Origin of the sequence: Aestuariibaculum sp. M13 (assembly GCF_024723255.1) — a bacterium.
Classification (GTDB): domain Bacteria; phylum Bacteroidota; class Bacteroidia; order Flavobacteriales; family Flavobacteriaceae; genus Aestuariibaculum; species Aestuariibaculum lutulentum.
Window position 1 is genome coordinate 996,869 of the sequence record NZ_JANIAC010000001.1, and the last position, 11,583, is coordinate 1,008,451.

General features: G+C 31.5%; 12 protein-coding genes. 3 read left to right on the plus strand and 9 right to left on the minus strand.

The window, feature by feature from the left end; translation table 11 throughout:
- The gene (locus NO995_RS04180) at positions 1-636 is read right to left on the minus strand and encodes a porin family protein (protein WP_258226399.1); all 636 of its coding nucleotides are present in this window, start codon (positions 634-636) and stop codon (positions 1-3) included.
- A 28-nt stretch (positions 637-664) separates the two neighbouring features.
- On the opposite strand from NO995_RS04180, the gene NO995_RS04185 reads away from it, so the two are divergent.
- Together NO995_RS04185 and NO995_RS04190 are read left to right on the plus strand one after the other, a co-directional pair.
- Complete coding sequence (locus NO995_RS04185; protein ID WP_258226400.1) at positions 665-1,633, plus strand: flippase-like domain-containing protein; 969 nt, start codon at positions 665-667, stop codon at positions 1,631-1,633.
- Positions 1,630-2,754 (plus strand): glycosyltransferase, encoded by a 1,125-nt coding sequence (locus NO995_RS04190; protein ID WP_258226401.1) that lies wholly within the window; start codon positions 1,630-1,632, stop codon positions 2,752-2,754. Before NO995_RS04185 ends, NO995_RS04190 begins: the two co-directional genes overlap by 4 nt.
- Before the next feature lies 1 nt (position 2,755).
- Here NO995_RS04190 and NO995_RS04195 read toward each other — a convergent pair whose 3' ends face one another.
- The 7 genes from NO995_RS04195 to NO995_RS04225 all read right to left on the minus strand — a co-directional run bounded on the left by NO995_RS04195 (position 2,756) and on the right by NO995_RS04225 (position 10,058).
- The gene (locus NO995_RS04195) at positions 2,756-3,232 is read right to left on the minus strand and encodes a hypothetical protein (protein ID WP_240572091.1); all 477 of its coding nucleotides are present in this window, start codon (positions 3,230-3,232) and stop codon (positions 2,756-2,758) included.
- 196 nt (positions 3,233-3,428) lie between these two features.
- Positions 3,429-5,165, minus strand: coding sequence for a M56 family metallopeptidase (locus NO995_RS04200; RefSeq protein ID WP_258226402.1), 1,737 nt, complete (start codon positions 5,163-5,165; stop codon positions 3,429-3,431).
- On the minus strand, positions 5,162-5,527 hold the full coding sequence (locus NO995_RS04205; RefSeq protein WP_258226403.1) for a BlaI/MecI/CopY family transcriptional regulator: 366 nt from the start codon (positions 5,525-5,527) through the stop codon (positions 5,162-5,164). Before NO995_RS04205 ends, NO995_RS04200 begins: the two co-directional genes overlap by 4 nt.
- A 381-nt stretch (positions 5,528-5,908) precedes the next feature.
- Positions 5,909-6,586 (minus strand): response regulator, encoded by a 678-nt coding sequence (locus NO995_RS04210; protein WP_258226404.1) that lies wholly within the window; start codon positions 6,584-6,586, stop codon positions 5,909-5,911.
- A 7-nt stretch (positions 6,587-6,593) separates the two neighbouring features.
- Complete coding sequence (locus NO995_RS04215; RefSeq protein WP_258226405.1) at positions 6,594-8,426, minus strand: sensor histidine kinase; 1,833 nt, start codon at positions 8,424-8,426, stop codon at positions 6,594-6,596.
- A 119-nt stretch (positions 8,427-8,545) separates the two neighbouring features.
- Complete coding sequence (locus tag NO995_RS04220) at positions 8,546-8,701, minus strand: hypothetical protein (protein ID WP_258226406.1); 156 nt, start codon at positions 8,699-8,701, stop codon at positions 8,546-8,548.
- 352 nt (positions 8,702-9,053) lie between these two features.
- A complete protein-coding gene (locus NO995_RS04225; protein ID WP_258226407.1) occupies positions 9,054-10,058 on the minus strand; it encodes a LacI family DNA-binding transcriptional regulator in 1,005 nt (334 codons plus the stop codon).
- Positions 10,059-10,228: 170 nt separating this feature from the next.
- On the opposite strand from NO995_RS04225, the gene NO995_RS04230 reads away from it, so the two are divergent.
- Positions 10,229-11,038 carry a Cof-type HAD-IIB family hydrolase gene (locus tag NO995_RS04230; protein ID WP_240572096.1) on the plus strand — a complete coding sequence of 270 codons (810 nt, stop codon included), beginning with the start codon at positions 10,229-10,231 and terminating at the stop codon, positions 11,036-11,038.
- A gap of 261 nt (positions 11,039-11,299) precedes the next feature.
- Here the strand turns inward: NO995_RS04230 and NO995_RS04235 are convergent, their stop codons facing one another.
- A complete protein-coding gene (locus NO995_RS04235) occupies positions 11,300-11,542 on the minus strand; it encodes a hypothetical protein (protein ID WP_240572097.1) in 243 nt (80 codons plus the stop codon).
- Between the last annotated feature and the right edge of the window lie 41 nt (positions 11,543-11,583).

Consider the following 11,583-nt stretch of genomic DNA (forward strand, 5'->3'; position numbering starts at 1 on the left):
TTAATTACAGTAATAGCATCCACTTAAAGATAACGAAAGTCCCACAGTAAAGGTTAGTACATTGCCGTTAAAAGAACCGTAACCTTCTGAAACCGGATTAAATTCTTTTGCAAACCCGTGAATATATGATGCATCAAAATACAACGACATGGTATCTGAAAGTCCGTAATGAATCTCCAAACCAGCCATTGCGTTTAAATAAGACGTTTCATTTTCTCCGTAATTATTCAAAGGTTTTACCATGGAATAACCAGGTCCCGCATGTACAAAAATTCCAGTTCTGCTAGATATATAAATAATATTAGACAGATTATAAACGCCTTGCAGATTAATGCGTGAATAATTTAATTTGAATTCCTGAGCATCACTGTCGTTCGCCATTCTACTGAACCCATAATCCAACTTAGCACCTAAATTCGGATTAAACATATATTGCAAACCCAGATTTACTGTAGGTAAGTTTAACGACTTCCCTTCGAAACCAGAAACAAAACCATCACTCGATGGATTATTAACACCTAATGCTATTTGTCCTTTTAGCGTACTTGTATCGTTTTGTGAAAATCCCGAAAACACACAAAAAAGAAAGATAAAAAATGGAGTTAAGCGCTTATTACTGCTTAAAAATAAAATCATACGCGATTATTGATTTAATTTGCAACATATGTACGCGTTGCCATACAAAACTAAACAATTCTTTTTTGTGCTTATTAAATTAAGCCTTGTTATTGCTGCATTTTGTTTTATCTACTTCAAGTTGAGTACCAACAATACATTAGTATTTTCTAAATTTTTAGAGCTGACGTCAAAACCTGAACTGATTTCTTGGAAACCTATTACTTTTCTGCTTTTATTAACTACCCTAAATTGGCTTCTCGAAATTTTAAAATGGCAAACACTTATTAAACCTTTAAAACCAATTTCTTTTTTTGAAGCGACAACACAAAGTTTAGGTAGCTTAACAGTGTCGTTATTTACACCGAATCGCATTGGCGAATATGGAGCAAAAGCCTTATTCTATAACAAAACGGAAATCTCAAAAATTGTTTCCATCAATGGTTTACACAACCTTTTACAACTAATAGCTACTCTTATTTTTGGAATTGCAGGACTCCTGTTTTTCTCTAAAAATTTCCATTTAGAACTTAACCACACAAAACTCTCTATGGGAGTTTTAGTATTTACCTCTCTCATCCTTTCAGCTTGTTTTTTACTCTATAAAACAGACCTCAAAAAAAACATCAGGATTAATAAACTACTGAATTTTATACAAACCTACCCAAAATCTAAAATTGGTTTATCGTTTTGTTTCTCAATTACACGCTACCTTGTCTTTTCCTTTCAGTTTTACTTTTTACTTTTAACTTTAAATACTGATATAAGTTACCTTAATGCGATGATGGGTATTTCATCTATGTATTTATTAGCTTCAGTAATCCCATCAATAGCTATTTTCGACTTTGCTATTAAAGGTAGTATTGCTGTATATCTGTTTTCATTTTTATCAATAGACCCTATTATCATCATTTATACAACAACTATAATGTGGTTGCTTAATTTTGCTTTACCAAGCCTTATTGGGAGTTACTTTGTTTTGAATTTTAAATGGCCTAAATCACCTGTTTCAGCATGACCTTAATTTCATTTTTCATTATCTTAATTTATGTTATTCTAATTGGAAGTTTTGTTGTCGGATTTAATAAAGTAAATCATTTTAAGAGTCAGAATATCGCTCCGAGCACCTCATTTTCTGTAGTTATTCCGTTTAGAAATGAAGCTAATAACCTTCCTAAATTACTGGAATCCATCAAGCAACTCCAATATCCGCCCAATTTATTTGAAATCCTTTTAGTTGATGACGCTTCGGAAGATGATTCCGTTAACATTATTAAAGAATTCATGAAATCCTCTTCTGCTTCAATTAACATTTTAAATAATAACAGACTAAGTTCTTCGCCCAAAAAAGACGCTATTAGCACTGCCATTAAAGAAGCAAATTATAATTGGATCATCACCACCGACGCCGACTGTATTCTACCCGAATTATGGTTAGACACTTTTAATGCATTTATTCTGAAAAACCATGTAGATTGCATTGTGGCTCCCGTGAAATACATTGACGAAAACAACTTTTTAAACACCTTTCAAATTTTAGATTTATTAAGTCTACAAGGAGCAACAATTGGTGCATTTGGTATAAACAAACCGTTTTTGTGTAACGGCGCAAACTTCGCCTACGCCAAACATTTATTCAACAAGGTAAATGGTTTTGAAGGCAATACACAAACTGCAAGTGGCGATGATATTTTCCTTTTAGAAAAAGCCATAAAACACAATACTAAAACCATTCACTACTTAAAAAGTGAAACTGCTATTGTTAGCACCAATGCACAAACCACATGGAACGGCTTAATCTCGCAGCGCATACGATGGGCAGCAAAAACCAGCAAATACAACAACTGGTTTAGCAAACTTACTGGAAGTATTGTTTTGTCAGCCAACTTACTAATTATAATAGCTTGCCTTCTCACTTTTTTTGGGTTTATAACTTCTAAAACTTTAATTTATATGCTGATGATTAAATTCAGTATCGATTTATATCTGATTAACAAAAGTGCCCGGTTTTTTAATCAGAAGCATGTGATGAAATTTTACATCTTCGGATTTCTTGTTTATCCACTTTTCAGTGTTTATGTTGCAATGGCTTCAATGGTTTCAACCTACCAATGGAAAGGACGAACGTTTAAAAGGTAAATTATTCTACGTTTATAATGATTGGTAAATTGAATGCCGTTTTTACCTGCTGACCGTGTTTACTTGCAGGAAATATTTTTGGTAAAGAGTCTAAACTTTGTGAAATTAACTGTTGTAAATTGGGGATTTCGGCAATAGTTAAACTATCAATTTTAGCATCAACTAAAGTTAATGCGCCTTGTTCTGATAATTTAAATTCCAGGTTAATCGTGTCGTTAACATCTTTAGTTACAATAATCATTTCACGTTGTAAAAAACCTAAAATATGAGACGTTAACACCTCCGAAAAACACGCCTGCTTTTCACTATTTGACACGAGTGAATCACAAACTGAAAATGACGGATATTCATCAACATCGTTCCAGTTAAAGGTTTTTAATTCCTCTTTTAAAATAGCTTCAGAAGATGTTTTTTTCACATTAAAATAGTCGCAAGACACGACCAATGAAAAAATTAAAAACACACTAATTAGCCTCATAGATTTTACTCGATAATCGAGATTTAAGTTTCCGAAACTTACTCCGAAATCAAACTTTTCTCCTTTTAACCCCTCACATGCATTTCACCGAGGATTTTATTAAAACTGAAATGTACAATTTTTTTGGTTTCTAAGCACTTAAAACTAAAAAAACCGAAGTTATCACTTCGGTTTATATTTCATAATAATGTATTAGTTACTTTTTATCGGCAACCTGAAATATTATTGGTAGCGAATAAGGCACCATTACAACTTTTCCTTTTTGTCTACCGGGTTGCATTTGTGGTAATAATTGAATAACACGTTTTGCTTCTTCCTCCAAGGCTGGATGCGGCGCTCTTGATCTTACGTCTACAACATTTCCTTCTTCATTTATTTTAAATATAACATTAATGCGTTGTTTTCCCTCTAAACCTAAACTATTGGCTAAATCGGTATTAAAATTTTGACCTACAAATTTTGTTATGGCGAAAGACATACAATTTTTACGTTCTTCATTGGTTTCTAAAGATTCACAACCTGGAAATAAAGGAACTTCATCAACAACTCCGAACGGCACTTCAATAAGCTCATTTTGAGAATTTCTTTCTAAATTATCTGTAAATTCTAATGACACCTGTCCGTCTGTAATCACAAGCTTTTTATATTTTTCTTCACTATATAACAATTTTGTCATTCTAGCCCTCTGTTCCTTTTCTTCTTCTGTAAGATTTTTTAAATCTTTAACAATTAATCTCAATACACTATCGTCCTTAGCCTTTGCCAATGGTTTGTCTTTGCCAAAAAAATTAGTGTAATAAAAATAAGCAATCCCATCGCTATCTACCTTTGATATCTTTTCATAGTCATCAGGTACTTGTTCTCCTATTGAATGCACTGTAAATGTAGCATTCAGATTAGTGGCATCTAATTCACCCCAACTAACATATTTATCTCTGTTTGCTTTTATAAATTCATCATGTCTTCTTTGTGCAGCCAAATCCTCTTCTAAATTTCCACCATTAATATGAAAAGTATAAGTGTATTGCGATAAATCTAAATCTTCATCTGAAGCTAATTTTTGAACCTCACAAGACGTATACACCAACATGGTAATAACGGCCGGAATGAGAAATGCATACTTTAAGAGTTTAATGTGTTTTGATCTCGATTTTTGTAACATAATAATTCGTTTTTTGATTAATGATTGATTAAAAAATGGATTGATGAATGATATGCTCTTGGTTTGAAATACCTGAGCTAATAAATTTTGATAATAGTGCTGTTTACTTTGATTTTTTACAGCTTCGGCATCGGCCAGATACTCATGTAATTCGGTGATTCGGTTTTGGTACATATACACCAACGGATTAAACCAGAATACCACACGAAGCACTTCGAAAAACAACAAATCTAAACTGTGGTATTGCTTTACGTGAACCTCCTCATGACTTAAAATGAGTGCTTTTTCGTCGTCTTTTAAAAACTCACCTAAAAACACATATTTAAAAAATGAAAATGCCGAATTACTATTTAACAGTTTTACGATAACAAATCTATCTGAATTTGCTTTTGGACTGTTTTTAATCAGTTTCAGAATTTTAAATAATTTAAACCCAAAAGCAATTATTGCTATTGTAAAGCCAACATAGAACAATAGATATAAATAGTATATCGGGTTTAAAACCTCGCTGGCGTTAACTTGATTTGCACCTTGAACAACACCATTAGGCAAATCTCCAATGATAACCGCTGGTAATTGAATAACATACTCCTGAGGAATAACGCCTTTAAAGGATTCTAACTTCACAAAAGGTAATAGTATTGACAAAATTGCGGTAGCAATTAGATATAATCTATTCCAGCTAAAAAAAGTTTCTCTTTTTAAAAACACATCGTAAATCAATAAAAAGAATAACTGAAAAGCTATGGTTTGTATAACGTAGTGTATCATTTATTCTCATTTTTATTGATTTCCTTTAAAACCGATTCTAATTCGTTTAAACTGATATCGTTCTTCTTCATAAAAAAAGACACCATATTTTTAAACGACCCTTGAAAATACCCATCAACCAATTTGTTTATTGATTGGTTACTATATTCGTTTTTAGCAATGATTGGGAAATAAACATGTCCTTTGCCTTCCTTTTCGTAATCTACAAAACCTTTATTCTCTAAAATTCTGACAATGGTAGACACCGTATTATATGCAGGTTTTGGCTTTGGCAACTCTTCTATTATAGACTTGACATTTGCTTTTTCCAGTTTCCATAGAATTTGCATGATGTCCTCTTCTGCTTTGGTTAATTGTTTCATTTTTAAAGAATTTTAAATCAGATTTTTAATTAAACTAAAAACTTAGTTCAAAACAAATATAACTAAAATTTTAGTTCAAACTAATTTTTTAGTTACAAATGTTAAAAGGAAAATATATAAAAAGAAGAAGCCCTGTGGGTCTCTCACCTCCACAGGGCCTGTAAATTGCTATTATCAACAAAAAAATTGAGGGATTAATTAATTTTTTGAAGTGTTGATGAGACAAATTTAAGTATTACTTTTTATTTCTAGCTGCGGGAAACCCGTACATAGCAACAAAAAAATACCGTAATCTGTTATAAATTAAGGTTTCATTAGATTTTTAAAAAGTTGATTTTAATCGAATTTTAACATATGTTAACCTGAAATAAAATCTTTTTCCTACACAAAACCTCTTTTTCGTGCTTCTTCAATAAGTGTTTCATCCTGCCCATCCTGCACATCAAAGATTTCACGAAGCTGTTTTTTTCGCTTTTCAACAGCACTTAACGATATATCTAAATGAGGCGCCAGGTTTTTTGTTTTAACCCCTTGTGATAGTAAATGAAGAATTTTTCTATTCTTCTCATCAATTACAATATCACTGGAATCAACTTTTCTGATGTAACTATTTACCGTACCGCTGTAAAATGGCGGATTATGCAGAACGGCTTGAAATGCGCTGGCCAACTCACTGGAAGTTAGGTCACTTTTTATTAAAAACCCTTCGGGATTAATGGTTTTTATAATATTATGAATTCTAAACGATTCATTGAACATGGTAAGGATAATAACTTTGGCTTTGGGTAATATTTCACGTGCATATATGGCCAAATCTTCACCACTGGTCATTTTACCATCAGACGATGGTGGCAAACTAATATCGACAAACAATAAATTATATGGATTATCCTGTTGAATAGATTTATCCATTAATTTTACTGCTTCATCGCAATTATTCGCAATATCAATGCTCAACTCCTGATGCTCTTTTTTTGTATAAAGAATCGTGTTTTGATACCCTTCAATAATCATCGGGTGATCGTCAATCATTAATATTCTAATTTTTTCGGTATTCATTTTAATTTTAAGCTATGGGGACTTCTATAATTACTTGTGTTCCTTTATTTTTTTCAGATGATATGTCTATAGTTCCATTAATATCATTAATTCTGGATTTCATGTTTTTCAATCCAATTCCAGATTTCAATTTATTTACATCGAATCCTGAACCATCATCTTTAATTTCTAGGCAAATTACATTATTTTTTAATGTAAAGCTAATATCAACACAAGTCGCATTAGCATGCTTATAGATGTTATGAAGTGACTCCTGAACAATTCTGTAAATGTGAATTTTAGTTTTGTTGGAAAGCTCATCCCAATCAATTACACTATCATGATCTAATTTATAATCCAGTTTATACAGAAGAGTTTGAGTTTCTACTAAAGTTTTAATGATATCTATGAATCCAGACCCAGAAACAAAATCGGTATTTAATTCATGAGAAACCTTTCTAATATCCTGTTCTATATTTTTTAACTCATCGATATATTGACCTCGGGTCGTCACGGCCTCTGGTGTATTGTTAAAGTTCAAACTATCCAGACTTAATCGCGTACCAAATAAGCGTCCTAATACCCCATCATGCAACTCTTGAGAAATCCGTTTTTTCTCCAAAGCTCTTGCTTCCTCTATTTTTTCATTTTGAGAAAGCATCAGGTTATAAATTTCTTCATTAGCTTCCTGCTGCTTTTGAACAAGTTGTAAGCGTCTGTTTTTATTGCGCTGGGCAATAACCAAATACAATAAAAATGAAGTTATTATTAGAGTTATAGATATGACAAACAACCACATGCGTTCTTTTGCAATCTGAACATTTTCACGTTCAATCTGTTCTGTCTCAAACTGAATTCTTGCAAATTTATTCCTTAATCCTCTTTCGTTCTTTTGTAAACTATCGCTTAACTTGATATACGACTTTAAATAATTTGCCGCCTTTTCCCCTGTTTCGATTTGAGACAACAGCAACAAAGAACTTAACAACTCATCGTTATGATACTGTTCTGCAATATCTTTAGCCTGATTAGCATAATATCGTGCTAAATTCATACTATTTTTATTTTTATAAAATTCAGCCAAATGCTGATTTATAGAAATAGAATTATACCCCTTAGGATTAACGCTATCTGTTATTTGTAAAGCTCTAAAATATAAATCGGGAAGTTCATTGTATTCTTTAGACAAATACAAAGTATGTGCATAATTATCAGTAACTAAAGCATAAAAATCTGGTTTGATCTCAAATAAATTATTATTACTCAAAATTTCTCGATAAAGTTTTAAGGCTAAATCATAGTGGCCCGATTTTTTATAAGAAAGGGCTAAATTATTCTTTGAATAATAGATACTCAACCTATAATCTCCTTTTAACTCCTCTTTCAGCAAAATGGCCTTCTTATAATAAGATATAGACTCTTCATATTGTTCCAATTCACCAAAAAGCAACCCCAAGTTATTGTATAAAAATGATTGTGTCTCTTTTACATCATTGGTTTGCTTTAAAGATTCTAATATTGTAATAGCCTGAATTGAAACCAGTTCACTAGCAGTCAAGTCTTTTTCATTCTTCAATATAACTGCAAGACCATACAAGGTTTTCGCTAATTTATAATCTTCCTTTTTTAGTTTAAATATCTTTTGTGCCTGATGATAATGATAATAAGCACTATCTGGAATAAAGCTATACCTGTAAAGTTCTCCAATATTAAAATGAGCATTAGCTACTAAAGATGAGTCTTGGAGTTTAAAATTGGAAACACTAGCCCTTATAGAATCTATTAAAAAAATATTATTCCTATTTTGGGCATAAGATGTAAAAAAAATAAAAACTAGAAGTATTTTAAAGATATATTTCAAAAACTGGGTATTTAGCTAGGTATTTCTTCAAATGTATTTATATTTTTTAAATTTATTCAAATAAAAAACTCTTTACAAATTGTAAAGAGTTCATTTTATATCTATTAAGTCATAGCTGATTAATCATCTACTCCACCACCAGTAATTGGCATTTCTATCGTAGTATCTTTTGAAGCATCTATTAGTACATCATCTTCATTTAAATCTTGTTTAGTACATGAAGTTAAGGTTGCGAAAATTGCTGCAGCGATAAAGGTAATTCTAAGGGCTTTCATAATATTTGATTTTAAGGTTAATTATTTTATTATTTCTCTAAATTTTTAAATACAAAACGTAAACCACAATCTCGATAAACTCGAAATTCTAGCTGAGGGAATAATGGAATAATTAATTTAAAACCAAATGGATACAATAACCATATGGGTATATACTACTTTTTTTGAGGGAATCGTTAACCTTTTCAGGTCAACTTAAAAATGGATTAATCAAGCACTTTATAAATCTGAGGGTATAATGATTTATGCGCTTACTCAAAAGTATAATAAAGAGTAAGAATAAAAACAAAATAATCGATAAAATGTATTATTTTATCGACAAAAAACACTTTTGTAAGTAAAGTATGTGTTTTTAAACGGTAGATTTGCACTTTACAATGCTGGTTTTCACGATAATAGTTTTAACATCTTCCTCTAACACCTTGCTTTGAAGCCTATTAATTAACAATTGTGCCGCATTCGCTCCTATTTCCTTTGCATGTTGTCTAATAGTCGTTAATCTCGGAAATGTTAAGTTAGAATCTGCCTTGCTGGAAAAACCAATAACAGAAATGTCTTTAGGTACTTTTAAACCTAAATTAATAGCAGCATTTATTGCAATAACACCAGAAGAACTATCGGCAGCGACAACAGCATCTATTCCCGGGTTTTTCTTTAAAAACCCATAGATTTTCTTTTGATTATCGTCTTTCTTTTTAATCTTTAGTACCAACGGCTTAGCGGTTTGCTGCTCTAAAATAGCCTTATTATAACCACGTTCACGAAGCTTGCCAACACTTAAACCATCAATACTACTTATAAATGCAATGTTTTTACGCTTCTTAGCTTGTAAGTTCTTTGTCGCGTTATATATCGCTTCAAAATCATCAACTATAACCTTATCACACATCACATCATGCGCAACGCGATCAAACATGACAATTGGTAACCCTTGAGCCATGGTTTTTTTAAAATGCTCCACTTCATTTTTCATTTGAGTTTCTTCGGCCAATGACAGTATAAAACCATCAACGCTACCATTAGCTAAGAATTGCATACTCTCCTTTTCTTTATCAAGCGATTCATTTGAAATACATGTAATAATATTATAACCGTATTTTGCAGCTTCACGCTCAATTCCAAAAAGCACTTTGGCTAAAAAGTGATTTAAAATATCAGGGATAATAACCCCAATAGTTTTAGTTTTATTTTGCTTTAAACTTAAAGCTACTTTGTTAGGCTTATAATTATAAAGTTCGGCAAGTTCTTTAACACGTCTTACAGTTTCTTCTCCAATTTCTTCACTATTATTTAATGCTTTAGAAACTGTTGAAATTGAAACATTCAACTCTTTTGCCAATTGTTTTAATGTTACCATAGGGGTGTTAAAGAATAAAATTTAGTTTACGCAATTTACAAAAATAGATTTTTCAAAATACCAATTCAAAAAAAATAGATTTCATAAAAACCACCCAAAAATACGGAGTTTAATGCATAATTAACATATTAGGAATTAAATAATTGTATTTTTGCCCTTTAAAATTGTCTATGAATTTATCTCAAGTAAAATTGGTGGTGTCTGATATGGACGGCACTCTATTAAATCCAGAAAACCAGGTTAGCAATCGTTTTTTTAATCAGTTTAACGAACTAAAAAAGCAAAACATTCATTTTGTTGCTGCCAGCGGTCGCCAATACCAAAGTATTTTAGACAAACTTAATCTTATTAAAGATGATATTTCAATTATTGCTGAAAACGGCGGCATTATGAAATACAATAGTGAAGAGCACATTTTACTTCAACTTACTCCTGAAGATATTGAAACTTCGGTAAGCCTATTACGTCAGGTAGATGGCGCTAATATTGTGTTATGCGGAAGAAAGGCTGCATATATAGAAACTTCAAATCCCGATTTTATTTCAAAATTTGAAGCATATTATGCCGAATACAGAATTGTAGAAGATCTTACACAAGTTACAGACGACGTGTTTTTAAAAATTGCGGTATATCACAACGAATCTTCAGAACATTACATTCTACCACAAGCTGAAGCCTTAAGCAGCAAACTTCAGGTTATTGTTTCAGGTCAAAACTGGTTAGACATTTCACATATTGAAGCCAACAAAGCCTACGCTTTAAAAATTCTTCAACAACAATTAGGTATTACAGAAGAGGAAACCATGGTTTTTGGCGATTACAATAATGATTTACAAATGTTAGGGCTTGCCTACTTTAGCTATGCTATGCAAAATGCACACAACGATGTTAAAAAAATAGCGCGTTTTCAAACTAAAAGTAATTCTGAAGAAGGTGTAGAAGCTATTATTGATGAGTTACTAAATAGCAAGCAAATTTAAGGTTACGATTAAAAAAGAATAAAGGTTACTCGGACTGAGCAACCTTTATTAACCATTAAACTAACCAAAAAAATATTAAATATGAAAAACTGTAATTAGAACTGTTGTAGTGCTTTGCTCTAATTACATAACAAAGATACGCTCACTTTACAGATTACTTCACGACATTGCATGTCCGGTTAAAATCAAATATGTATTAAAAAGAAAAGAGCAGCACTTTCGTACTGCTCCTTCAAAGAATCAATCTAAACTTGCTATTAATCAATCCCCGTAAAACATGATATGTTTTACTACAAGTTTTTGTCGACCTGTGAGTTCTCTACCATTAACATCTTCTAAAACTTCAACCACTTTTTCAAAAGAAAATTCCGGTAGAATTTCATTTTTATAATCAATTTTCAAAAACAGCATTTTTAAAGCACTTACAGCTTTCTTCATTTTTTCATCTGGTCGTAATTGCTTTTCAAAAGCACACTCTAATTCTTTCAACTTAAAAAGTAACATGTTTTGTTATATCCTGTTTTCTTAAGCAAAATTAATAAGGG

Excerpts from the sequence above, each read along its gene's own strand:
- NO995_RS04180 (WP_258226399.1), bottom strand. The coding sequence starts at position 636 with ATGATTTTATTTTTAAGCAGTAATAAGCGCTTAACTCCATTTTTTATC.
- NO995_RS04185 (WP_258226400.1), top strand. The coding sequence starts at position 665 with ATGTACGCGTTGCCATACAAAACTAAACAATTCTTTTTTGTGCTTATT.
- NO995_RS04190 (WP_258226401.1), top strand. The coding sequence starts at position 1,630 with ATGACCTTAATTTCATTTTTCATTATCTTAATTTATGTTATTCTAATT.
- NO995_RS04195 (WP_240572091.1), bottom strand. The coding sequence starts at position 3,232 with ATGAGGCTAATTAGTGTGTTTTTAATTTTTTCATTGGTCGTGTCTTGC.
- NO995_RS04200 (WP_258226402.1), bottom strand. The coding sequence starts at position 5,165 with ATGATACACTACGTTATACAAACCATAGCTTTTCAGTTATTCTTTTTA.
- NO995_RS04205 (WP_258226403.1), bottom strand. The coding sequence starts at position 5,527 with ATGAAACAATTAACCAAAGCAGAAGAGGACATCATGCAAATTCTATGG.
- NO995_RS04210 (WP_258226404.1), bottom strand. The coding sequence starts at position 6,586 with ATGAATACCGAAAAAATTAGAATATTAATGATTGACGATCACCCGATG.
- NO995_RS04220 (WP_258226406.1), bottom strand. The coding sequence starts at position 8,701 with ATGAAAGCCCTTAGAATTACCTTTATCGCTGCAGCAATTTTCGCAACC.
- NO995_RS04225 (WP_258226407.1), bottom strand. The coding sequence starts at position 10,058 with ATGGTAACATTAAAACAATTGGCAAAAGAGTTGAATGTTTCAATTTCA.
- NO995_RS04230 (WP_240572096.1), top strand. The coding sequence starts at position 10,229 with ATGAATTTATCTCAAGTAAAATTGGTGGTGTCTGATATGGACGGCACT.
- NO995_RS04235 (WP_240572097.1), bottom strand. The coding sequence starts at position 11,542 with ATGTTACTTTTTAAGTTGAAAGAATTAGAGTGTGCTTTTGAAAAGCAA.